General features: G+C 72.8%; 16 protein-coding genes and 1 pseudogene. 9 read left to right on the plus strand and 8 right to left on the minus strand.

The window, feature by feature from the left end:
- Positions 1-180: 180 nt before the first annotated feature.
- Both WMF44_RS35345 and WMF44_RS35350 read left to right on the plus strand, forming a co-directional pair.
- The gene (locus WMF44_RS35345; protein ID WP_437301653.1) at positions 181-864 is read left to right on the plus strand and encodes an RDD family protein; all 684 of its coding nucleotides are present in this window, start codon (positions 181-183) and stop codon (positions 862-864) included.
- A 166-nt stretch (positions 865-1,030) separates the two neighbouring features.
- A complete protein-coding gene (locus tag WMF44_RS35350; RefSeq protein WP_437294445.1) occupies positions 1,031-1,750 on the plus strand; it encodes a helix-turn-helix domain-containing protein in 720 nt (239 codons plus the stop codon).
- 37 nt (positions 1,751-1,787) lie between these two features.
- On the opposite strand, the gene WMF44_RS35355 is transcribed toward WMF44_RS35350, so the two are convergent.
- Complete coding sequence (locus WMF44_RS35355) at positions 1,788-3,158, minus strand: TAXI family TRAP transporter solute-binding subunit (protein ID WP_437294446.1); 1,371 nt, start codon at positions 3,156-3,158, stop codon at positions 1,788-1,790.
- A gap of 109 nt (positions 3,159-3,267) precedes the next feature.
- Here WMF44_RS35355 and WMF44_RS35360 point away from each other — a divergent pair, with 109 nt between their 5' ends.
- On the plus strand, positions 3,268-3,507 hold the full coding sequence (locus WMF44_RS35360) for a hypothetical protein (protein WP_044966436.1): 240 nt from the start codon (positions 3,268-3,270) through the stop codon (positions 3,505-3,507).
- Positions 3,508-3,520: 13 nt separating this feature from the next.
- Here the strand turns inward: WMF44_RS35360 and WMF44_RS35365 are convergent, their stop codons facing one another.
- On the minus strand, positions 3,521-3,940 hold the full coding sequence (locus tag WMF44_RS35365; protein WP_437294447.1) for an outer membrane protein assembly factor BamB family protein: 420 nt from the start codon (positions 3,938-3,940) through the stop codon (positions 3,521-3,523).
- Positions 3,941-5,316: 1,376 nt separating this feature from the next.
- Here WMF44_RS35365 and WMF44_RS35370 point away from each other — a divergent pair.
- From WMF44_RS35370 to WMF44_RS35380, 3 genes are read left to right on the plus strand one after another with little or no spacing between them, the layout of a single operon-like run.
- Entirely contained in the window at positions 5,317-5,979 is a 663-nt protein-coding gene (locus WMF44_RS35370; protein WP_437294448.1) for a hypothetical protein, read from the plus strand.
- Positions 5,952-6,596: a hypothetical protein gene (locus tag WMF44_RS35375; RefSeq protein ID WP_437294449.1), complete on the plus strand. Its 645-nt coding sequence runs from the start codon at positions 5,952-5,954 to the stop codon at positions 6,594-6,596. The genes WMF44_RS35370 and WMF44_RS35375 overlap by 28 nt, the downstream gene beginning before the upstream one ends.
- Positions 6,593-7,702: an Ig-like domain-containing protein gene (locus WMF44_RS35380; protein WP_437294450.1), complete on the plus strand. Its 1,110-nt coding sequence runs from the start codon at positions 6,593-6,595 to the stop codon at positions 7,700-7,702. Before WMF44_RS35375 ends, WMF44_RS35380 begins: the two co-directional genes overlap by 4 nt.
- 10 nt (positions 7,703-7,712) lie before the next feature.
- Here the strand turns inward: WMF44_RS35380 and WMF44_RS35385 are convergent, their stop codons facing one another.
- Together WMF44_RS35385 and WMF44_RS35390 are read right to left on the minus strand one after the other, a co-directional pair.
- Entirely contained in the window at positions 7,713-9,605 is a 1,893-nt protein-coding gene (locus WMF44_RS35385) for a serine/threonine-protein kinase (protein WP_437294451.1), read from the minus strand.
- Positions 9,586-10,941 carry a sigma 54-interacting transcriptional regulator gene (locus WMF44_RS35390; RefSeq protein ID WP_437294452.1) on the minus strand — a complete coding sequence of 452 codons (1,356 nt, stop codon included), beginning with the start codon at positions 10,939-10,941 and terminating at the stop codon, positions 9,586-9,588. Before WMF44_RS35390 ends, WMF44_RS35385 begins: the two co-directional genes overlap by 20 nt.
- A gap of 127 nt (positions 10,942-11,068) precedes the next feature.
- On the opposite strand from WMF44_RS35390, the pseudogene WMF44_RS35395 reads away from it, so the two are divergent.
- Positions 11,069-11,254: pseudogene (locus tag WMF44_RS35395) on the plus strand (helix-turn-helix domain-containing protein); the annotation flags it as partial.
- A gap of 259 nt (positions 11,255-11,513) precedes the next feature.
- Positions 11,514-13,496, plus strand: coding sequence for a thrombospondin type 3 repeat-containing protein (locus WMF44_RS35400; RefSeq protein WP_437294453.1), 1,983 nt, complete (start codon positions 11,514-11,516; stop codon positions 13,494-13,496).
- Between the two features lie 127 nt (positions 13,497-13,623).
- Here the strand turns inward: WMF44_RS35400 and WMF44_RS35405 are convergent, their stop codons facing one another.
- From WMF44_RS35405 to WMF44_RS35420, 4 genes are all read right to left on the minus strand, one after another.
- Positions 13,624-15,828, minus strand: coding sequence for a PKD domain-containing protein (locus WMF44_RS35405; RefSeq protein WP_437294454.1), 2,205 nt, complete (start codon positions 15,826-15,828; stop codon positions 13,624-13,626).
- A 492-nt stretch (positions 15,829-16,320) separates the two neighbouring features.
- Positions 16,321-19,146 (minus strand): serine/threonine-protein kinase, encoded by a 2,826-nt coding sequence (locus WMF44_RS35410; RefSeq protein WP_437294455.1) that lies wholly within the window; start codon positions 19,144-19,146, stop codon positions 16,321-16,323.
- A 108-nt stretch (positions 19,147-19,254) separates the two neighbouring features.
- On the minus strand, positions 19,255-20,310 hold the full coding sequence (locus tag WMF44_RS35415; RefSeq protein ID WP_437294456.1) for a DUF6268 family outer membrane beta-barrel protein: 1,056 nt from the start codon (positions 20,308-20,310) through the stop codon (positions 19,255-19,257).
- Positions 20,307-21,659 carry an alpha/beta hydrolase family protein gene (locus tag WMF44_RS35420; RefSeq protein ID WP_437294457.1) on the minus strand — a complete coding sequence of 451 codons (1,353 nt, stop codon included), beginning with the start codon at positions 21,657-21,659 and terminating at the stop codon, positions 20,307-20,309. The genes WMF44_RS35415 and WMF44_RS35420 overlap by 4 nt, the downstream gene beginning before the upstream one ends.
- 100 nt (positions 21,660-21,759) lie before the next feature.
- On the opposite strand from WMF44_RS35420, the gene WMF44_RS35425 reads away from it, so the two are divergent.
- Entirely contained in the window at positions 21,760-22,422 is a 663-nt protein-coding gene (locus WMF44_RS35425) for a TetR/AcrR family transcriptional regulator (RefSeq protein ID WP_437294458.1), read from the plus strand.
- Positions 22,423-22,499 lie beyond the last annotated feature (77 nt).

Raw genomic sequence — 22,499 nt, forward strand, 5'->3', positions numbered from 1 at the left:
CTGACACGAGCAGAATTTCGGACCGCCAAGCGCGCCGCGGACGCCAAGCAGCGGACACGAATTGGGACGTCCGAGACGGCTTATTCACGCCAGGTCAACGTGATCGGTGCCCCTGCTCCGCACGTATGGCTCGCGCCGCGCGGAGTTGACATGCGCGTCTGGCGCGTGCTCCCATGCTCTATGGCCAGCAGGAACGTCCCCGGAAGGGCGCTCAATCCCTACGCTCCTCCCACCGCGAGCGCCGATATCCGAGCGGGAGGAGAGGCGGAGGTCACAGAGCAGCTGGCGAATCGAAGCACGCGATTCGCATCCGCGATGGTGGACGGCGTGCTCGCCATGATTGCGATTCTCCCGGCGCTCGTGGAGGCTGCGAGCAGCGGCCTCCTGCAGCAGGCAAAGCAGGGCAAAGAGATCTCGCCGTACTGGATGTTCGGCACGAGCCCCGCGCAGCTCGTCTCGACAGCGGCATGGATCTCGCTCATGGCGGTGCAGGCCTATCTTATCTGCACCAGCGGTCAGTCCATCGGCAAGCGGCTGACGGGCATCCAGATCGTGAAGAAGAATGGCAGCCTGCCTGGCTTCGCCGACGGGGTCCTCCTGCGCACCTGGCTGGTCGGGCTGCTCGGCTACGTGCCGGGCCTGAGGCAGCTGGCTGGGCTTGTCGCCATCATCGATGCTCTTTTTATCTTCCGGGGCGATCGCCGCTGCCTGCACGACATGATCGCCGGGACGAAGGTGATCCGCAAGCAGCCCAAGCAGCGCGAGTCGGCTGACGCAGACGAGGACGAGGACGAGGACGACGATGGGGCGCGGCCGGACTCGCCCGCGAGGCGCAGAGGACGCGTCCGCCATCGGCGCTCCTAGCGCACCGATCAGCTTGGAAACCAGAGAAATGAGACGCCAAAAGACGCCAAGAGGCGCCAGGAGACGCCAAGAAAGAATAAAATTTGGCGTCTTTTGGTGTCTCTTGGCGTCTTTTGGCGTCTCAACTTCTCGCTGTTTGCGTGCGGCTTCAACCCCTTTACCGAACGTGGGGCACCGCGTCGACCACGGCGACGCGAGGGCGAAGCCCGTGCTCCTCGACCGGTGGCTCGAGGTCGCGCGAGAGGAGGACGGCGAGCGCGTGCTCGGCCGCGGCGCCGCCACGGCGCGTGCGCTGTGCGGCGTGTTCCGGTTCGAGCACGACGCGCTCGCCCCCTTGCTGCAGGTCCTGCCGACGGGGATCCACGCCGGCGCGCGGGCCATCGAGGCGCGGCCCTCGTTTGCCGGCGCGCTGGCGCGCCTCCGGAGCGAGCTGCGCGAGGCGCGCCCGGGAGCGGGGCTGGCTCGCTGTCGCTGGCTCGAGCTCATCCTCATCGAGCTCGTGCGGCTGCTCGCCGACCGCGAGCCCGCGAAGCTCGCCGCGCTCGGCGCCACGCAGGACGCCGTCGTCGCCCGCGCGATCGCCGAGCTCGTGCACGACCCGGCGCGCGCCTGGGACGTCGACACCCTGGCGCGAACGGTGGGCGTCTCGCGCGCCACGCTCGCCCGGCGGTTCCTCGAGGCCACCGGCGCGCCGCCCATGGCGTACCGGGCGACGCTGCGCACCGAGCACGCGCGCCGCCTGCTCCGCGAGACGGCGCTGTCGAACCAGCAGATCGCCCACGCGGTCGGGTTCGCCACGGTGCAGGCGTTTCAGCGCGCGTTTCGGCGAGAGACCGGGGCGACACCGTCGGCTGTCCGCGCGAAGCTGCGCGCCGCGCACGGCTGAATCACCGCGCAGGAACGTCGGCGTGACGCGTCACACATCACGCGACGGGCGGCGGCGGCGGCGGCGGTAGCGAGGGCTGTTCGCCCTCGAGGCGCCGGCGCACGTACCCGAGGTGCAGGTAAAGCTGGTAGAGAGCCGCCATCGCCCCGAGCGGGACCGATACGGTGGCGAGCTTCTCCTCCAGCTGACGGAGCGTCGCGATCATCTCCGCGCGCCGCGCCGGATCCGGCGGGCCGGCGAGCTCCCGCTGCGCGCGGCGCAAGATCTCGTAATGGCGGTAGATCCGCGCGCTGATCCGCCAGTTGTACAGGGGCTGCGCGATCTTGAAGATGGAGAAGATCACCGTCGCCAGCGGCAGCAGCATGAGCTTCAGCCGGCTCACCATCGACGCAGGCCAGAACGGCAGGACGCGCTGCAGGAGCGAGGGCCCCTCCTCGAGGTAACGCCGCGCCTCGGGGCGGAGCGGCGCCTCCACGAACCGCGCGGACGGGAACTCGCCGGGCGCGTCGAGGAGGTTGCCCGGCTCGTGCGCGGCGCGCGCCGCCTCGATCAGGAGCGGGACCAGCGCGGGGTGGAGCGTCGCGTTGGCGACCAGCGCGGCCGGCGGGGCGAGCAACGGGCTCGGCGCGGGCGGGATGTTGCGCTCGAGGTCGAGCAGCCCCTCGCTGAGCACGACGCTCGTCAGATAGGGGTAGCGGCGCGCGTAGCTCTGGTGCTGGCGCAGCGTCATGAGGCGCACGCCATCGGCGCGGATCAGCTGCTGCACCTGCTCGGAGCCGGGGCCGACGATGAAGAAGGCCGCGTCGATGCGGCCGGCCTGGAGCGCCTCGGCCGCCTGCCGGTCCGGCAGCCCCTCGAAGGGCGCGCCGGCCGCGGCCTGACCGGCCGCGGTGACGCCGCTGTCCGCGAGCAGCCGCTGCGCGACCACGCGCGTGCCGCTCCCCTCGGGGCCGATCGAGAGCCGCTTGCCCGCCAGATCCGTGAGGCGGTCGTAGGGCCGGTCGCCGCGGTGGAAGATCCAGAGCGGCTCGCGGTAAACGCTGGCGAGGCTGCTCAGGCGGTCGCGCGCGTCGGGCGGCATGGCGCCGCCCTGCACGAAGGCGACCGAGACCCCGCTCGCCGGATCGAGCAGGAGCGCGACGTTCTCGGCCGAGCCCGCCGTCTCGCGGATCTCGAGCGCGATGTCGAACCCGGCCAGGTACGCGCGGTACCGCTCGGCGAAGGCGTGATAGCGGCCCGTGGGCTGGCCGGTGGCGATCGTCAGCCGGCGGGGAGGCGGGGGCTCGACGAACAGCAGGTACGTCGCGACGAGGGCGGTGAGGCCGACGAGCAGGAACGGGGTCCAGACGCGCAGGAGCTCCCTGCGGTAGCCTTCGGCGATCCTGCGGCGGAAGAGGAGCCTGATCATGAGCGGATCGGCCGGAGATCCCCGTCCGGGCACGGCCCCGCGCTCGCATGGAGCGCAGGGGGCGCCCACGCGGCCGGAGGGTGTCCGGGGGCGGATGATGCCCCGGCCGATGCCCCCGGACAATGCCGTTGTTCGACGGACGCCGGGGATCGCGCGGTGTCTCAGGCGGCGGCCGCGCGTCGAGGCGATCGTCCGCCAGGCGCGGCGGCACGGCAGCCGCAAGGCGCTCGCCGGTCCGGTGGCCGAGTGGTTCCGCGACCGGGCGCTGCCGCTGTTCCTGCGGCTCGGCGCGGCGGCGCAGGCGCGCGTGCACGCGTACCGGATCGACTGGGAGGCGCGGGCGGCGTAGCGCCGGGGGGGCGTCAGTCCTTGTCGTCCGGCTGCGCCACATTGTCCGGCACGCCCAGGGCGACCGGGCCCATCCCCTTGCTCTTGAACTGGTTGTGCCAGAGGCTCTTGCCGGTGAGCGAGAAACACTCCACCTCGCCCTGCTTGGCGACGAAGAGCCGGTCTCCCTCCAGGAGGAGCGTGGCGCGGCCCTGCGTGGCGGCCTTCACCTCCCAGAGCAGCTCGCCCGTCGGGTAATGCAGACAGGCGACGTGGCTGAAGCTCGCCGCGTAGATCGCCGCAGGCGTGATCAGGAGCGCCGTGGAAGAGAAACCGACCCCGGCCTGCTTGTACTCCCAGAGCACGCGCCCGGTGGCCGGGTCGACGCCGAAGATCTGATCCCGGAACGCCGCCACCAGCACCGGCGCCGCCGCGATTGTTCGGTATTCGCTCATACGTCCCCTCGCTTCCTGATTGCGCCCAGCGAGCTATCAGCGGGGGGGCGGCGCGGCAAGCTGCGAGCACGTGCGGGGTCGCGAGCCGCGCGCACGGCGAAGATGCGAGCTCGCATGGGCGGCTGGCGGAAAGGTGATGCGGGGGTCGTTCTCGAAGACGAGGAGCGAGGCGCGCCCCGTGTCTCGCGCGACGCGCGCCTCGTTGCGGCCTCGTAGGTCCTGGACGACGTGGTGGTGGACGCCTTCGCCATGGCAAAGATACGCCTCCTTGTCGGGGCCAGCGCCCCTCGGAATGAGGGGCCGGAGGATCGACGAGGGTATCGGCGAACAAGGGTTTGGCCAGAGGAGAGCGCGAGTCGGTCGCGCCGCGAAGAAGCGCTCGGGCGGGGGGCGGGGAGAGGCGGTGTGCCGCGCATCGAATCGAGGGGGCGGCGGGCCGGCCCTACGGCGCGGGGAGCCCCGGCGCCGCGGGCAGCGGGCCCGGAAGAGGTGAGCGAAAGAAAAAGAAGCGCGCTGCAACCACGAGTGGCGCGCGAGACGACGCCGGGGCTGCACAGGAGACCCATCGGGCCTGCGCAGGAGCCAGACGATGGTGACGAAGGACACCAACGTGGGCGCGCAGGAGGGGCGCCAGGGCCCCTCAGGACGAGGACAAGTGCAATGCAGGACACCAACGTGGGTGCACAGGAGAGCGCCCAGGCCGCGCAGGAGGGCCTGCGGGGCTGCGCAGGAGACCCACCGGGGCCGCGCAGGAGCGCGCCGGGGCTTGTCCAGGAGGGCCAATGGGCTGCGCAGGACGGCCGGCGGCGCTGCGCAGGAGGGCGCCGGGGCTTGTCCAGGAGGGCCAATGGGCTGCGCAGGACGGCCGGCGGCGCTGCGCAGAAGGGCGCCCGGGCTTGTCCAGGAGAGCCAATGGGCTGCGCAGGACGGCCGGCGGCGCTGCGCAGGACGGCCGAGGCGCTGCGCAGGAGCGCCGGGGCTTGTCCAGGAGGGCCGGCGGGGCGCTGCTCACGCAGATCTTCGTCACGCCGCTCCTCGCCGCGTGGACGCTGGGAGAGCGTGCTGGAACGAGAGAGCGTCGCCTCCGAGACCGTGACTTGACCGAGGTCGAGCCCGATCCCGACACCAGTGCAGTTGCCATCCATGGTGGAGAAGTGGACATGGCCCGTCCGGGAGCCCCTGTTCGCGCACGCCGCAACGGGCCCCCTGTCACGGGCGGTGGACAGGTGTCAACGGCGCGTGACGATCGGCGCCGGATCCAGCGGCGCGATCGCCCGAGGAATGCGCGTCGGAAGGGGTGGAATGGCCATTGCTACAAGGCAAAGCGTAAAGCGTACAGGGACCAGCAACCCTAAAAGGACGAGGAGAACACGATCATGAGAAATCGACTCGCCACCGCATTCCTCTCGCTCACCGCGCTCGCTGCGATGGTGAACTGCACCTCTGTCAACGGCGGCTCCGCGACAGGCCCAACCCCATCGTGGATCGCGTGCGATGGGCTCGACGAAGCCGCCTGTCTCCTGCGCGACGACTGCGCTCCGCTCTACGGCGCGGGCTCGGACACCACGTTCGTCAGGTGCGCGGACGGCGCCCTCACGTGCGATGTCGACGCGTGCGGGCCCGCGCTCGGGACGCCGTCCTGGGAGTGCGCCGACGGCTCGATCGGCGGGAACACGGGCCGGTGCATCCCTCACCCGGATGGCACCTGCGGCTGGGAAGTCCGCGAGTGCCGGCAGCCCGTCTGCGGCGTCGACGCGTGTGGTGAGCCGCCGCCCGCGGAATACTGGACATGCCCGGACGGAACCCGCATCTACCCTGCATGCACGCCGACGGACGGGGACTCCTGCAGCTGGGTTTTCCCGGCGTGCCCTCCGGACGTGAGCGACGTCTGCGGCGTCGACGCGTGTGGTGAGCCGCCGCCCGCGGAATACTGGACATGCCCGGACGGAACCCGCATCTACCCTGCATGCACGCCGACGGACGGGGACTCCTGCAGCTGGGTTTTCCCGGCGTGCCCTCCGGACGTGAGCTCGCGCTGATCGCGCTGCTCGCCGGCGCTCCAGCGCTCGTCGCGGGGTGCGCCGGGGCGACCGGCGAGGCGCCCCGCACGCCGCGGCCCGGCGTCCACGTCGCGCTCATGCCCGCCGCATGGGCCACCGAGGCGAGCGTCGAGGGCGTCGACGGCGACAGCGCGATGGCGTCTGCGCTCGCGCGGCGCGGGGGCGCGCGGGTCTCGCTGCTCTCGGCGCGGCTGTCGCGCAGCCCCGGCTGCGCCGACGACGCCGCGTGCGTGCGGGAGGCGGCCCGCGCGCTCGGCGCCTCGAAGATCGTCCGGACCGAGCTCGCGGGGCTCGGCGCGACCGTGCTCGTGCGCGGCGCGATCGTCGACGTGGAGACTCAGATGAGGGAGCAGCTCATGCAGGAGGTCGTGCACGACGCGGATCCGGCGCGGGTCCGCGCCGCGATCGAGCGGCTGGGCGAGCGGCTCGCCAAGCCCTGGGCGCCCCTCCCGCCGGGGCCGCGCCGCGCCTGGTACGAGGAGCCGTGGCTCTGGGTCGGCGTAGCCGCCGCGGCGACGGCCGGCGCCGCGGCCGGGATCGGCGTCGCGCTGAGCAGCGGCGAGGGCGACCCCGACGTGGTGCTCACCCCGCCATGAGCCGGCGCCGGCGCGATCCTCCGGCGCGCGAGCCTGGGCAGGACGCCGCGAGGGGAGCCTCTCCCGCCCCCCGGCGCGCGCTCGCGCTCGGCGCCGCCGGGCTCGCGCTCGGCGCGGCAGGGTGCGCGGAGCCGCCCGCGCTCGACCTGATGCTCGTGCCCGATCCGAACGTGAACACGACCGAGCAGCTCCTCGCGCACGTCCAGCAGGCCGTGCTCGTCGTCGACGCCGAGGAGGGCCTTTACGCCCCGGGCGAGGAGCGGTCGCAGGGCGGCGTGCAGGTGAAGAACGCCGACGTGGATGCGGCGCTCGAGCTCGTATTCACCCTCTCGATCGAGCGGGAGCGGCTCCCGATCATCCGCATCGAGCAGGGCGGTCTACCCGACGTCTCGCTCACTATCCGGGTGCTCGGCCTGCAGGCGAGCCCGGCGCCGGGCAGCTTCGTCGCGCGCGGCGAGCTGATGGGGGCGCGCCTCGCGGCGCCGCCGCCGAGGATGACGGTGCCCTTCAACCTGCGGCCGGAGGTGAGGCCGCCTCGCGTCGAGCGCGTCTTGCCCGACGATGGAGGCGTCGCGCTCCGATGTGCCGTGCCTTCGCTCGTCATCTCCTTCTCGCGCCCCATCGACGAGGCGAGCCTGCGCGCGCCGGGCGCCGTCGCGATCACGCCAGATCCAGGGCCGATCTCGGTGGCCATGGATCCGTCAGGGCTCGTCGCAAACGTCGCCACGCCGAGGCTCGTGGGGGTCGGCGGGCTCGCGTATCGCGTCGCCATCGCCAGCGCGGTACGCGATCTGGCAGGGCAGCCGCTCGATCAGGTCGCGGCAGAAGCGGGCGCGCAGGGGTATCTCGGCGACTTCTCCCTGTCCTGCGAGCCGCCCCCGATGGAGCCGACCGAGCCCCCGTGCGCGCTGGACTACGCGTGTCCCCTGGGCGCCGCGTGCGTCGGCGGGGTCTGCCTCCCCAGAGACTGCCCCGTGCCGTGCCCGGGAGGGCGCGTGTGCGATCGGCTGCGCGCCCTGTGCGTCGACGACTGTCGCGCCGACGCGCTCTTCTCGCCGTGCGCTCCGGAGCACCGCTGCGACGCCACGAGCGGGCTCTGCCGCTGACGGCGCACCCTCATCGCGCGAGCTCCGCGAGGAGGGCGTCGAGCTCGGCGTTCGTCGCCTCGTAGCGCCTGTCGAGGAACGACTGCAGCGCCGCGGCGGCGCGGCCCTCGGCGGCGCGCGTGTCGGCGCCGCGCGCGCGCGCGGCGCGAAGCAGGGCCCCCACCCGATCGAGCTTTCGGCGCAGGATCTCCTGGTCGAGCCGCAGCCCGGCGGTGGTCGCGACGAACGTGTCGACCTCGGAGGCCGCCGCGGCGACGTCCCCCTCGGCGAGGGCAGCCTCGGCGCGCGCCGCGGCGGCGCGCAGGCCGGGAGGGAGGTCCGCGGCCTCGATCCCGCGCTTCGCGAGCGAGGCGCGGGCGGCGTCGAGCCGAGCGCGCAGCGCGGCCGCGCGCTCGTCGACCGGCGTGCCCTCCAGCCTGGCCGGTGGCGCAGCGAGGGCTTCGCCGGCTTCAGCGCGGGCGGGCAAGCCACCGTCGGCGGCAGACGGCGCGGAGGCGCCGCCGGAAGGCGCGGAGGCGGCTGCCCCTCGGGCCGGCGGGACGCCGCCGAGGGGCCATGACGCGCTCGGAAAGGACGCTTTCGCCGCGACCTCCCCGGCCGCGGGCGCAGACGGGACGCCGGCAACGCTGCCCCCGCTCGCCGCCGTGGCGACCGGAGCGGTCCCTGCCGCGGGCGCGGACGGGACCTCGGCGGCCGTGCCTCCGCTCGCCGCCGTCGCGACCGGCGCGACCCGCATCGGGATCGCACGCGACGCCGCTCCGCCTGCGCGCAGCATGCGCTCTCCAGCCAGCGCGCCGGCGAGCAGCGTCGCGGCGAGCGCGGCGACGGCGGACCACGCCGCGCGGGCGGGCTGCGGGCTCCCGGCGCGGGGCTGCCCCGTCTCGGAGGAGGGCGCGGCGCGCGGCGGCTCCGGCGGCGGCGCCGGGGCAGGGTCGGGCGCGCAGGGCGCCGGTCCGGGCAGGGCAAGGGCCTGCGCGCCGCGGGCCAGCCAGGCCCGCTCGTCGCCCCGGAGCTCGGTCTCGAGCAGCGGGGCGAGCGCGCCGCGGAAGGCGGCGGCGGTTGGGAATCGCTCCTCGGGGAAGCGCGCCAGCGCGCGGGCGAGCACAGGGTCGAGGCGCGGGTCGCCGCCGAGCGACGAGGGCGACCGGCGCGGCGGATCCTCCGCTGCGCGCAGCAGCGAGAGCTCGTCGGCTGCGTCGAGCCAGGGCCGGCCGGTCACGAGCTCCCAGAGGAGGATCCCAGCGGCATACAGATCCGCGCGCGCGTCCACGCTCGATCCGGTCACCTGCTCGGGCGCGAGATACGCGAGCTTGCCCTTGATGACACCGGTCCGCGTGCGCGCGTCCCGGAGGCGCGAGCGCGCGATGCCGAAGTCGCCGAGCTTGACGGCCCCACCGCGCGAGACGAGGAGGTTCTCCGGCGTGACGTCGCGGTGCACGATCCCGAGCGGGCGGCCCGAGGCGTCCGTGGCGCCGTGCACGAACGCGAGCACGTCGAGGAGCGTCGCGGTGACATGCAGCGCGACGCCGAGCGGCACGGCCTCCCCGGCGCGGCGGGCGGCGGCGAGGATCTCGGCGAGCGTTGCCCCTTCGACGTGCTCGAGGACGATCCATCCGCCCATCGCGTCCTCGCCGTGCTCCAGCGTACGGACGAGGGCCGGATGGACCGGCGTCGCGAGCGCGCGCCCGAGCTCTGCCTCGTGCACGAAGGCGCGGACGAGCTCGGGATCGCCCCGGTGCTGCGGCAGCATCCGCTTCAGCACCGCGCGGGGGGCCCGCTCGCCGCGCACGAGGAACACCTCGGCCATCCCGCCCACGGCGATGCGGCGCACGACGAGCCAGCCGGGGGCGGCGGGGACATGGAGGTCGCCCTCGGCGGCCGGCTCACTCGACCCGGAGGCCATGCTTCTGCATCAGCCGATAACACGACTGGCGGGAGAGCCCGGCGAGCCGCGCGGCCTCGGAGACATTGCCCTGCGCCCGCGCGAGGAGGTGCTCGAGGTAAGCTTGCTCGAAGCGCTCGGTCCATGTGCGCTTCGCCTCGTGGAACGGCTCGCCGACGGGGATCGGCAGGCCGCCGAGCTCGGCGCCGCCCGGAGCCCCGCTCGAGGTGCCGAGCAACGACGCCGCCGGGACCCCTGGGAGCGTCAGGAACCGCTCGACGACGTTGCGCAGCTCGCGCACGTTGCCCGGCCATGTGTGGCTCGCGAGCAGCTCGAGCATGGCCCTGGGCAGATCGATCGGGGCGCCCGGCGCGAGCTTGCCGAGGAAGTGGCTGACGAGCCGCGGGATCTCTTCCTTTCGCTCTCGGAGCGGCGGGAGGCGGACCGTCACGACAGAGAGCCGGAAATAGAGATCTTGCCGGAAGCGCCCGGCGCGGACCTCGGCCTCGAGGAGCCGGTGCGTGCAGGCGATGTACCGGACGTCGATGTGCCGCGGCCTCGGCTCGCCGAGGCGGCAGACGGTGCGCCCCTCGAGCGCGCGGAGCAGCTTCGGCTGGAGCTCGAGCGGGAGCTCGCCGATCTCGTCGAGGACGAGCGTGCCGCCGTGCGCCGCCTCGAAGAGGCCCTCACGGGCCTCGGTGGCGCCGGTGAACGCCCCGCGCGCGTGGCCGAAGAGCTGCGCCTCCAGCAGCGTCGGGCTGGCCGCGCCGCAGTCGAGGATCACGAACGGCCCATCGCGCCGCGGAGAACGCTCGTGGATGGCGCGCGCGGCGAGCTCCTTGCCCGTGCCCGAATCGCCGAGCACGAGCACCGTCGCGTCGCTGCGGGCCGCGCCCTCGAGGATCGCGAAGGCGGCGCGCATCGGCGGGCTGTGGCCGAGGAGAGCGCCGAAGTTCATGGCACGCGAGAGCGGGAGCTCCCGCGCCCCCTCCTCGAGGGTGAAGGAAAGGCGCGTCTCTCCGGCGCGGATCTCCGTGGCCTCGTCGATCCAGACTTCGCCGGTGCGCCGGCCGTCGACGAACGTCCCGTTCGTGCTCCCGAGATCGCGCAAGCGGAAGCCGAGGGGCGTGGCAGCGATCTCGAGGTGGCGCGCGCTCACCGCAGGATCCGCGAGCGTGAAATCGACGTCATCGCCCGCGCCGACGACCACCGGAGCAGCCTCGACGGCGATCGTGTGGCCCGCGCTCGGCCCGTCCACGGCCGTGAGGCGGCCGCGGGGGACGACGAGCCGCGGACCGCCTGCCACCTCGATCACACGGGTGCCGCGGGCCTCCGGTTGTACGCTGCGCTTCGACACAAGGGCCTGACCGTAGCGTACCACAGGCCCATCGGCGCTCGATCGTTGTGCCTGGCGAGGCCCGCCGGCCGCCGATGAAGCACAGCGTGAGGCCGGTGAGCAGCGTGGGCGACCGACGTACCGGGCGACGCGGCGCACCCAGCACGCGCGCCGCCTGCTCCACGAGACGACGCTGTCGAACCAGCAGATCGTCCATGCCGTCGGGTTCGCCACGGTGCAGGCGTTTCAGCGCGCGTTTCGGCGCGAGACCGGGGCGACACCGTCGTCTGTCCGCGCGCGGCAGCGGAAGGAGTCGAGGCCGCCATCGTCATGACGGTGGCGCTCGAGCCTCCAGCGACCCCGCCGCGGCGATCCTCACCGGACGGTGAATTTTGGCAAGCGCTGTCGCATCTAGGGGGGAAGCGACGAGCTCTGGACCGTGCAGCGCGACGGGCGCAGCGCGGCCCGGCGGGTCTCCGGGCAGATCGGATGTGCTCCCTGCCCCGTGCACTCCGGTGCGAGCGCCCCGAAACCGAGGAGGAACGATGCGCCTTCCAGGCAAAATCGGCTTTTTGCTATTCCGTACGCTTGGCTTGTTGTTCGGCTTCGCGCTGCTGCCCGATGCGGCGCACGCGGCCACCACCGCGATCACGTACACCATCGGCCACGCCGATTGCGGCGCGAAGAGCAGCTTCGCGCTGTACATGAACGGCACGCTGCTCGACACCGTGCCAAGCTCGAACGGCTGCAAGTGCAACGCCTCGCCGCTCCGGGTGAGCATCACCGATCCGGCATTGCTCGAGCTCTACAACCCCGCGAGCTGTAACGACTTCCAGGTCGCGTTGGTCGGTGATAAGCTCGTTTCGTGGGGCTACGTGCGCGTCGACGTCGCGTCGGACGAGGGGGCGGCGTCAGCGTGTCTGTTCGACGCCAACCCGACCCGCACCGGCGTGAGCTGCGGCGACCGGAATAGTTGCGACGGCTCCGTGTCCTACACCCCCGTCATGGGGAGCGGGGACCGAGATGGCGACGGCGTCGCGGCGGGAGCGGGCTCGGGGTGCGACAACTGCTTTGTCGCCTACAACCCGGACCAGAGCGACGCCGACGGCGACGGGATTGGTGATGCCTGCGATCGCTGCGTGGGCCCGGGGTCGGACGACAGCGACGGTGATGGCCTCTGCGATGGGGCGGACAACTGCATCGCGACCGTCAACCCGGACCAAGGCGACGCCGACAGCGACGGTGATGGCCTCTGCGATGGGGCGGACAACTGCATCGCGACCGCCAACCCGGACCAAAGCGACGTCGACGGCGACGGGTTCGGCAACGCCTGCGACAACTGCGCGGCCGCGCCGAACTCCGGCCAGGAAGACAGCGACGGTGACGGGCTCGGCGACGCATGCGAGTACTGCGCAGGCCCAGGATCGGACGACTTCGACTGGGATGGGCTCTGCGAAGGGGCGGACAACTGCGACTACGCCTACAACCCGGATCAGCGCGACGCAGACGGCGACGGCGTGGGCGACGCCTGCGACAACTGCGTGGACACGCCGAACCCCGGCCAGGAAGACTACGACCCGAACGGCCTCGGCGACGCGTGCGACCCCTGCTACGCGTCCGGGGACACCGACTTCGACGCCGACTGGGCCTGCGACTCGGTGGACAACTGCCCGGGCCTCCCCAACCCCAGGCAGGACGACAGCGACGGCGACGGGTACGGCGATTTCTGCGACGAATGCAGAGGCCCAGGGTGGTACGACTACGACTATGATGGGGTTTGCGACGGAGCGGACAACTGCATGGCCACGCGGAACTACGACCAGGCCGACGCCGATGGCGACGGCCGGGGCGACGCCTGCGACAACTGCGCGGCCACGCCGAGCCCCAGCCAGGCCGACAGCGACGGTGACCGTGCGGGCGACGCCTGCGACAACTGCGCGGCCACGCCGAACCCCAGCCAGGCCGACAGCGACGGTGATGGCGTCGGAGACGCCTGCGACAACTGCGCGGCCGCCCCGAACCCCGGCCAGGCCGACAGCGACGGTGACGGCGCCGGCGACGCATGCGACCCCTGCGTGACGATCCAGCGGGGCACCTTCGGCCAGGTGGCGGACACGGCGATCTGGGCGCTGTACCCGAGCTACAACGAGGGCAGCTCTTCCTATGTCCACACGGGCCTGAGCAACGGCGCGGAGAAGAACGCGCTGTACCGCTTCGAGCTCGACTCCATCCCGTACGGGGCCACCGTCGCGTCGGCCACGTTCAGCACCGCGCTCTACAGCTCCGGCGCGGGCGAGATCCGGGTGCACCGAATCAACGCCTCCTGGGCGGAGTCCACGGTGACCTGGAGCAGCTTCGCCGACAGCTTCGAGCCGGCCGTCGAGGCGACGTTCCTCGGGACGTCGTACGGCGTCACGACCGTCGACCTGACCGCGCTCGTCCAGGCGTGGGTCGACGGCGTGCACCCGAACCACGGTTTCCTCCTGGAGGAGGACCTGACGGCGCTCACCAGCTACCGTTCGAGCGAGCACGGCATTCTCACCGACCGCCCCTCGCTCGAGGTGTGCTTCCACTGACCGCCTCCTGACCCCGGCCGCTTCCGCCACGTCGCGGGCCCGCCGGTCGAATGGGGCGAACCGCGGCGACATCAGAGCCGCGTGCTGGCCCCGGAGGCCCCATGCGTCTCCCTCGGACGCTCGAACGTCACGGCGCGGGCATGACCAGGGTCAGCCCATCGTGCGCGCCGAGCTGCGACGTGATGATGGTCTGCATATAGTCATACGTCGGGTCGTAGGTGTACAGGAACCCGTCCTGATCGATCTCCCAGAACTGGTCGGCGATCGGATCGTACGCGAAGCCGCCGGCGTTGGTGGGCTCCTGGTATGCCAGCAACGACGCGGCGCCGTTCGCGACGTCGACGGCGAGGAGGGCTCCATAACCGGCGACGAACCCGACCAGCTGGTCGCGGGTGGTGTCGTAGGCCATGCCGTCGTAGTTTCTGGGGGGCGTCCCGAGGAGGGTCGCGGCTCCGGTCGCCCTGTCCAGCTGGTAGAACCCGGGTTGGCTCCCGCGCGCGCTGCCATACAGGTTGCCAGTCCTCGGATCGAGGCCGAGCCCGAACATCTTGTCGACGCCGTGGATGCCCACCAGGCTGGCGGCCCCGGTGGCGATATCGACCGTGTAGAGTCCATTGCTGGCGCGCCCGTCGATCATCCACAGGGTGCCGGTCGCCTCCTCCCAGGCGAGCTCGCCGATATCGAAGCTCACGCCGAGCGGACCGACGTCCTCGAATTTCCGCGTCCGCAGGTCGAACCGGCGAAGCACGTCGTCCTCCTCGCGCACGGTGTAGAGGAACCGGCGCGTGCCCTCGATCTGGCAGCTCGCCGAGCAGCCGTCGCCGTTGACATGGCCGCCATCGTCGCACTCCTCGCCCGGACCGACCCTGCCGTTGCCGCAGGGGGACTCGGGGACGCACGCGCCGCTGACGCATATCGACTCCGCGGTGGTCGGGTCGCCGTCGTCGCACGCCGTGTCGTCGGGCGCGTTCGGGTTCGTGCAGAGCCCCGTCCTCGGGTCGCACGCGCCCGCGACGTGGCACGCGTCCGGCGGCGCGCAGGTCACGCCGGCGCAGAGGCTCGGCTCGCAGCTGTAGACGACCGTGACGCGCGCGAACGCCCCGCCGAGCTCCGCGCTCCGGCTCAGCCCGTCGCAGCTCGGCGCGGAAATAGTCACGGAGTTCACCCCGCCGAGCACGTACGAGCTGAAGTTCACGTCGGGGAACGAGGCGAGCCCGTGTTCCGAGTCACAGGTGCACGATCCGATCGGGTCGAAGTTGCCAATCGCGGCGCCATTGAGCGACACGGCGCGGACGCCGGCCTCGAAGGAGCAGTCGATGCCGCTCTCGAGCGCGACGTCGACCCGGCGCACGGAGGAGAGCCCGCGCCCGAGATCGTGCCACTGGAACCCGTGGTCGCCGCACCCGTAGCGGTGGGTGTCCGTGTCATCGCAGCGCTCCTCCTGGTTGATGAGGCGGTCCGCATCGATGTCGTAGCTCGTCGCGCATTCCCCGTCGGGGAGCTGGATGGAGCCGTCAGGGCAGGTGCAGTCGCAGCGCTCGGCCGATACGTGGATGTAAAAGTACAGCCATGTCGACGCGCCGTGCACGTCGGTGGCCTTGACCTGAAGGGTGTAGACGCCCGGCGTGTCCGTCGAGAACGTGCCGACGGGCCCAGGAAGGCCGAGGACCGGGGAGGACCCGCTCACCTTCGAGCCGATCTGCCAGGTGACCGAGATCGCGTCGCCATCGGGATCGTCTGCGTCCACGGTGATCGTGGCCGTCTCGCACAGGGTGATGAACTTGCTGGGCGCGATGTCGAGGCTCTTGATCTTTGGCGGGGAGTTCAGAGCGACCACCGCGTCGAGGAGGCCGTCGGTGTCCCCGCGGCACTGGGACACGAGCATGACTTCCCTCGTCCACTGCCCAGGGACATCCACCACCGTCTCGGCGGGAGCGCACTCTTCCGACGGCGAAGCGTCGTGCATCGGCGTCGCGCAGACGCGGTAATTGCCGCGAGGCAGCACGAACGTGCCCTCCGCGGCCGCGTGCGTCCCGGAGCCCGTGACGAGGTGGTCGTCGTAGGGCACGTCGCCGGCGAGGGGCACGTCGATGTCGAGGGCGCTCGTCGCCTCCGCGATCGCCGTGTCCCTGCAGGTGCTGCTGGCGCCGACGATCTTGTAGTGAACCGCCGTCACGTCGTGCCGATCGCCCCGGATCGCGAGGGCGGCACGGATAACCCCGGTCTCCGCGGCGTCACCGCCGTCGATCCCCTGTTGGCCGCACGCCGGCAACGCGAGCGCGAGCGCGATGGCCGTCGATCCTTGCGCGAAGTCTCTTCGTCCCCTTGTCATCCTATCACCTTCCTGGGTTCTTCTCTTGGGTGGTGTGGTCTCGACGCTCGAGCGCCGGCGATCCGGAGATCGAGGTCGCTCGAGGATTTCGCCGTTCGTGCACGTCATTCCGGCGATGTCAGCGCGTGAGTCGCCTTCATCGTCGTCGTTCCCTGCATGGACAGGAGCCCTACCGAAACGTAAGTCCTTACGGGGACTGAGATGCTTGCAGGTCTGCTCGCATTCAACCTCGCGCACGTGCCGTGGCCTGCGGCCGTGGATACGGGGTGGCGCGGTCGCCTCCTTCGATCCCGGGCAGCTCGTTCACGGGCTGTGGCAGAGTGCCTCTCCGGAGCCAGGGCGGGGAGGCGGCCGCGGCGCGCTCGATCCCTGAGCGCCCGTCCGCGGGCTGCGTCAAGCCTTAAGCTCGCTGGAGTTCCATCCGTTCCGCATCGCGGCGCTCGAGGGGGCTGCCCCCGAGATCAAGCGGCCTCCCTGAGCGCTCACGAGCGCTCACGAGCGCGCGGCGCGCTCGTCCGCCGCGTCCAGCGCGCGGGACGCCCCTTCCCGGATCCCGCGGAGCACCGCCTCGACGTCCCGCTCCGCGCCGAGGGCGAGCCCCCGGTCCGCGAGCGCGCGCGCGGCGGCCGGGTCGCTCCCGGCGAGCGCCTGCTCCGCCGCGTGCAGGTAGAACTCCACGGCGAGCCGCGGCTCGCCGCCCCGCTCGAAGTGCTCGGCCAGCACCTTGGCGTCGTGCTCTCCCGCCTGCAGCAGCCACTCGGCGGCGAGCCGGTGCCCGAGCGCGCGATCGTGGTCCGGCAGCATCGCGTAGCAGCCGTCGCGGATGAGCGCGTGCCGGAACGCGTACTCCTCCTCGTCCGAGAAGCGGCTCTGCTCGCGGCGCTCGAGCAGCTCGCGCTGGAGCATCCAGGGCAGCCAGTCCACCGCGAGCGTCGACCCGCCGGCGTCGCCGAGCAGGGCGAGCGCCCCGGTCTTCCAGAACGCCTCGCCGAAGATGCTCGCCGCCCGCAGCAGCCGCCGCGCCTCCGCGGGGATGGCCTCGAGCCGCGCCTCGACCATGCCCAGGATCGTCTCCGGCAGCCTGTCCGCGCGCCCCTCCGCGACCGCCCGGATGAGCTCCTCCAGGTAGAAGGCGTTGCCGCTCGCGCGCTCGACGAGGCGCGCGACCTCGGAGGGCGGCAGCCCGTCGCCGAGCATCTGCCGCACGAGCTCCTCGGCCGCGCGGCGCGGCAGCGCGCCGAGCGTGATCTCGTGGACCTCGCTGCCCTCCCAGAGGACGGGGAAGACCTTCCGCACCTCGACCCGCGCCAGGTAGAGCACCGCGAAGGGCCTGTCGTGGAGCTCCCGGAGGGCCCGCGCGATGAGCTTGAGCGACGCCGCGTCGCCCCACTGGATGTCCTCGAGCACGAGCAGGTAGGGCCCCGCCGCGCACGCCGCCTCCATGAAATCGAGGTAGGCGAGCGGGATCTGGTCGGCCATCAGGGCCGGGCTCTGCCGCGCCTCGAGGAACCTCGGATCCGCCTCGCCCGGGAACGGCGTGCCGACGATCTCGCCGAGGAACGCGGCGATCCGCGTCCTCTCGCCCGGCGTCAGCGCCTGGGCGCGGGCGACCAGCGAGAGGAGCCGCTCCCGCTGCGCCGGGGCGGGCTCGCCGCCGGTGATGCCGGCCGCGCCCCGGAGCGCGGAGCCGAGGAGCGAGAACGGCGAGCCCGCGCTCAGCGAGTCGCCGCGGCCGACCGCGACGGTGAGCTCGGGGTGCCGCTCCCGCAGGATCTCGATGAGCTCGTACCGCAGGCGGGATTTGCCGATCCCGGGCGGCCCGGTGATCAGGATGGCGCGGGGCTCGGGCCCGCCGAAGCTGTCTTCGAGGAGCTCGCGCAGGTTCCGGAGCTCCCTGTCGCGGCCGACGTAGGGGCTCGGCTTGCCGAGGAGCGTCCGCGCCGACCGGCCGACCTCGCGCTCCTGCAGCAGGAAGAACGTGCCGGGCCGCGCCGGCTCGATCTCGAACCGCGCGTCGAGCAGCGCCCGCGTCACGTCGTCGATCCACACGGGCGCGGGCCTCCGCTCCGGGCGCGCGTCGCGCTCCGCGAAGGCGAGGAGCGCGGCCGCGCGGTCCATGACCGGGCCGACCGGGAGGCTGCCTGTGTGCTCGGCGCGGCCGGTCGTGAGCACGACGGAGGCCTCCGGCACGAGCTCGACGAGCGTGAGGGCGCACCGCGCCGCGCGCGCGGCCTGCAGGGCGGCGTCGCCCACGCCGGCGATCGAGAGCACGATCGTCCCGTCGGCGAGCGCGTCCACGCGCGCCCCGAACGGCTGCGCGCTCGTGTAGAGCTTCCTCGTGAGGTCGCTCGGCTCCGCGGCGACGAGCGTGCTGGCCGCGCTGTCGCAGGCCGAGAAGCGGGGCTCCCGCGCGGCCACCAGCGAGAGCAGCCGGAGCTCGCACGCCGTGATCGCCTCGTACAGGACGGGGGGCGCGGCCAGGCCGCTCGTCGGATCGCGCTCGAGGGCGTCGAGCGCCTCGACGACGGCCGAGCCGTCGCGCGGCCGCTGCTCCGGATCCTTCGCGAGCATGCGGGCGACGAACTCGTCGAGCTCCTGCGGCAGCTCGGGCCGGAGGTTCCGCACGCGCGGCGGGTCTTCCATGAGGAGCTTCGCGAGCAGGGCCATCACGTGCTGGCCCTGGAACGCGGGCCTGCCCGTGAGGCACTCGAAGAGCACGGCGCCGAGCGAGAAGATGTCGGCCCGCGCGTCGAGGCGGTCACGCTCGCCGGTGGCCTGCTCCGGGGCCATGTAGCCCGGGGTCCCCATCACCGAGCCGGTCTGCGTGAGCGCGCCGATGGTGCGCTTCATCCGGGCGATGCCGAAATCGAGCACCTTGAGGCCGGTGACCTCGCCGCCGACGAGCAGCAGGTTGCTCGGCTTGACGTCGCGGTGGACGATGCCCCGCGCGTGCGCCGCCCCGAGCGCCTCGGCGGCCGCGCGGAGCAGGGCGAGGCTCTCCTCGAGGTCGAGCTTCTGCCGGGCGAGGCGCTGCGCCAGGCTCTCCCCTTCGAGCCATTCCATGGCGAGGTAGGGCACCCCGTCGGGGGTGATGCCGTGAGCCACGTGCCGGACGATCCGCGGGTGATCGAGCTCGGCGAGGATCCGCGCCTCGTGCTCGAAGCGGTGCGCGGCGCTCCGGTCGGGCTGGCCGAGGAGCTTGAGCGCGACCTGCGCCCCCGTGGCCCGATCGACGGCGCGGTAGACCGTCCCCATCCCACCGGAGGCCGCGACGCGCTCGAGCTGGAAGCGGCTGTCGATGACCTCTCCCGGGCGCATAAGGCGGAGGATGCACCGGCGTCGAGCCGTCTTCAACGGTCCGGCGGGCACCCGCCCGTCGGTGTGGGGCTATACGCTCGCGCGGCGCGCCAGGCGGTGAGTCGCGCTTCAGCTCTTCGGGATGCGCCATGTCACGCCGGCGCGGAAGAAGAGCACGTTCGGGATGCTCTGCCCGCCTCCGGGGATGGCATCGTCCTCGTCGTTCATCGGCTCGTAGCGACGGAACAGGCTGTGTCCCGCCTGGGCGGTCACCCACACCGACGAGAAGGCGCGCACGCCGAGCGTCACGCCCGCGGTCACGACCGAGTAGGCGACGTGATCGAGGCACTGCTCGGGCCGCGCCGCCCGCTCGTCCTGCTCGGTCGCCGGGTCGTCGGCCGGCTGGGCCGCGCACGGCCACACCCCGGTGACGCGCGGGTCGCGCACGGCGTAGGCGTTCCCCGCGACGTCCGCGCGCAGGCCGACCTCGACGCGATCCGAGAACAGGAGCTTCGCCGACGCGAAGCCCGGCAGGAAGGCCTCGACGCGGAAGTGGGGGCTCGGCGTCCACTCGACGTACGCGGCCGGCAGCGGGAGGAACGAGCCGAAGCTGTACGACGCGAGCGCGCCGCCGCCGAGGACGAGCTTCTCCGAGAGCGTGCGGGTCACGAGCCCGAGCGCGCTGACGCGGACGAGCCCGCCGTCGAAGGCCTCGAAGTCGCCCGCGAGCCCCGGCGCGACGCGCAGCGAGAGCGACCAGTCGTTGGGCAGCAGCTGGACGAACAGCACCGGGACGTCGACGGCGTGGAAGGCCCGGAGCTCGTCGAAGCCGGGCGGGGCGCCGGCGTACGAGATCGCCTCGACGTGGTACGTCGCCCCCGGGATGAGGAACGTCCTCTCCCCGAGGGGGATCGGCGCGTTGGCGTTGAGCTCGTACGACGAGATCTGCGCCCGCACGGGGCGCGGGTCCTCGATCGCCGCGCCCGGCATGTACTGCGCGCTCAGGTCCACGAGATCGGGGAGCTGGGCCCACGCCGCGCCCGGCGCGAGGGCCGCGACGACCGCGACGACCGCGAGCAGCGGCGCCAGGGCGAGGAGCCGCGGGGGGCGCGCGCGGCGGCGGGAGCGGCCCCCGCCGCGGCGCTCGTCCGTGGCGCGCGCGGCGGCGCGATCGGCGGGCCTCATCGCGCCACCCGCTCGTCGAGCCAGTCGAACAGCCGCGCCTGGGCGAGGAGCTGGTTGCCGCCCTGGCAGTGGACCTGCGACGCCGTGCCCGCGTCGAACACCATCATGTGCTTCGGGCACGTGAGCGCGCCGTAGAGGCGCTCCGACTCGCCTGGAGACGCGTCCTCGGCGCTGCCCTCCATGATCAGCGTCTCGCAGCGGATGCTCGCGACGCCAGAAGCGTTGTCGTACTTGCGGAGCTCGTCGATCACCTCGTGCGGCGTCGAGACGCCGTGCTTCCATGTCACGTCGTCGAAGTACCAGCGCGCGTCGGGCAGCACAACCGAAGCGGCGTCGATGGCGCGGTCGAAGGCCGCGGGGCCGCGCGCGTGCAGCTCGAGCAGGCCGGGCATCGACGCGAAGTGGCGCAGCATCGCGTCCCGCCAGCTGACGACGCCCGGGTTGGCGACGAGGGCGCGCAGGCGGCGCTCGCGCGAGGCCGCCCGCGGCGCGAGGTAGCCGCCGAACGAGAGCCCCATCAGGACGAAGTTGCCAGCGTCGAGCCGCTCGTCGCGCTCGGCGAAGTCGAGCACGCGCCCCACGGGGACCTCCCAGTCGGGCCGGAAGGGGTGCCCGTGGAGGCGCAGCGAGGCGCCCTGGCCCGGGCCGTGGAACGAGAGGACGTGGTAGCCCCGCTCGAGCGCGCCGTCGATGACCCACATGGTGTCCTCGGGCCACGCGTGGAGGCCCTGCTGCAGCACGATCGCGGGCGCGCGCGCCGCCCCGGGCGCGTAGTGGACGCGGCCGTGGAGCACGCCGCTCTCGTAGGGGATCTCGACCTGCCGGGAGTCGTAGCCCCGCATGCGGAGCGCCCGGTCATGCAGGTCGAGCCCCGCGATCGTCGCCTCGACGAGGCGCGGGTCGGAGCGATCCGCGTAGCGCATCAGCCCGGCCCGGTAGTAGGCGCCCGCGCGCAGGAAGTGCGACGCGGCGCTGCGCGCGTGGCCGCGGGCCTCCGCCTCCTCGCCGTAGCCCTGCACCCGCTTCGCGGTGGCCAGCCACTGCTCGAACCACGAGCGCTCGTCGCCCGGGCGGATGCGGATCGCTGTGTCGAGCACCTCGCCGACGTCGGTCAGCCCCATCGACGCGAGGCCGAGCCAGAACACGATCTGCGCGTCCATCACCGGCTGGCCGATGAACTTGAACCGGTGCCAGACGGGCGCCGCCTGGCCCTGCCCGAGCGTGTCGTCGCCGTGGAACCGGGCGGACGCGACCTCCTGATCGACCCCGCGGCGGCCCGACGCGAACCCGAGCGCCGCCGCGCCCCCCGCGACCGCCGTGTGGGTGAGAAACCTCCGCCGATCGAGCATCGGTGCACCTCCAGCGCTTGATGAAACAAGTGATTGAAACATATGTTTTAACAGTTGACGCCTGGTAGGCGCGTCGTCAAGGTGTGTTTCAAACAATCGTATGAACGACCGTGACCCCCTCGCCCCTGCGGACGATCTCGATCCACGGCAGCGGCTCGTCGTCGCGGCGATCGATCAGATCGAGAAGCACGGCATCGGGCAGCTGACGGTGCGGAGGCTCGCGGCGGCGGCCGGCGTCAACATCGCCGCGGTGAACTACTATTTCCGGTCGAAGGAGGCGCTCGTCGCGGCGGCGCTCGAGGGGTCGATCGGGAACATGCTGTCGGACACCGAGGACTTCCTCGCCCGGATGCCGGGCGATCCCCTGGAGGCGCTGAGCGGGCTGCTCGGCTACTACCTCGAGGGCGGGATGCGGTACCCGAACGTGGGCAGGGCGCTCCTGCACGACGCGTTTCACGCGGACGACTACAGCGGTCCTTTCCCGAAGCTCTTCGCGCCGGTGATGGAGCGCCTGCGCGATCTCGTCCGGGCGGCGGTGCCCGGGCTCGAGGAGCGGGCGGCGGCGCGCCGGGTGGTGGCGGCGCTCTCGGCGGTCTTCTTCCCGACGTTCTTCGCGGGGCTTTACGAGGGGCTGAGCGCGCTCGGCTCGCCGGCCGACCGCCTCGCCTACACGCGAGAGCTGGCGCGGCAGACGCTGGCGCCCGCCGCTGTCCCGGAGCCGGCGGCGCCCGCGCCCCGCGGCAGGCCGCAGAAGCGCGGGTGACCCGCGGAGGGTCGCGGGGACCCGCTGGAGGGGCGGGCCGTCGGCGGTGGGGGTGTCCCGGCGGCGCGGGCGGGCAC

It is taken from the genome of Sorangium sp. So ce426, from assembly GCF_051475585.1.
Taxonomy (GTDB): domain Bacteria; phylum Myxococcota_A; class Polyangia; order Polyangiales; family Polyangiaceae; genus Sorangium; species Sorangium cellulosum_B.

Bases quoted from the DNA above. Each gene is read 5' to 3' on its own strand.
- WMF44_RS35345 (WP_437301653.1), top strand. From the start codon at position 181: ATGGCCAGCAGGAACGTCCCCGGAAGGGCGCTCAATCCCTACGCTCCT.
- WMF44_RS35355 (WP_437294446.1), bottom strand. From the start codon at position 3,158: ATGATCAGGCTCCTCTTCCGCCGCAGGATCGCCGAAGGCTACCGCAGG.
- WMF44_RS35360 (WP_044966436.1), top strand. From the start codon at position 3,268: ATGCCCCCGGACAATGCCGTTGTTCGACGGACGCCGGGGATCGCGCGG.
- WMF44_RS35365 (WP_437294447.1), bottom strand. From the start codon at position 3,940: ATGAGCGAATACCGAACAATCGCGGCGGCGCCGGTGCTGGTGGCGGCG.
- WMF44_RS35370 (WP_437294448.1), top strand. From the start codon at position 5,317: ATGAGAAATCGACTCGCCACCGCATTCCTCTCGCTCACCGCGCTCGCT.
- WMF44_RS35380 (WP_437294450.1), top strand. From the start codon at position 6,593: ATGAGCCGGCGCCGGCGCGATCCTCCGGCGCGCGAGCCTGGGCAGGAC.
- WMF44_RS35385 (WP_437294451.1), bottom strand. From the start codon at position 9,605: ATGGCCTCCGGGTCGAGTGAGCCGGCCGCCGAGGGCGACCTCCATGTC.
- WMF44_RS35405 (WP_437294454.1), bottom strand. From the start codon at position 15,828: ATGACAAGGGGACGAAGAGACTTCGCGCAAGGATCGACGGCCATCGCG.
- WMF44_RS35410 (WP_437294455.1), bottom strand. From the start codon at position 19,146: ATGCGCCCGGGAGAGGTCATCGACAGCCGCTTCCAGCTCGAGCGCGTC.
- WMF44_RS35415 (WP_437294456.1), bottom strand. From the start codon at position 20,310: ATGAGGCCCGCCGATCGCGCCGCCGCGCGCGCCACGGACGAGCGCCGC.
- WMF44_RS35420 (WP_437294457.1), bottom strand. From the start codon at position 21,659: ATGCTCGATCGGCGGAGGTTTCTCACCCACACGGCGGTCGCGGGGGGC.
- WMF44_RS35425 (WP_437294458.1), top strand. From the start codon at position 21,760: ATGAACGACCGTGACCCCCTCGCCCCTGCGGACGATCTCGATCCACGG.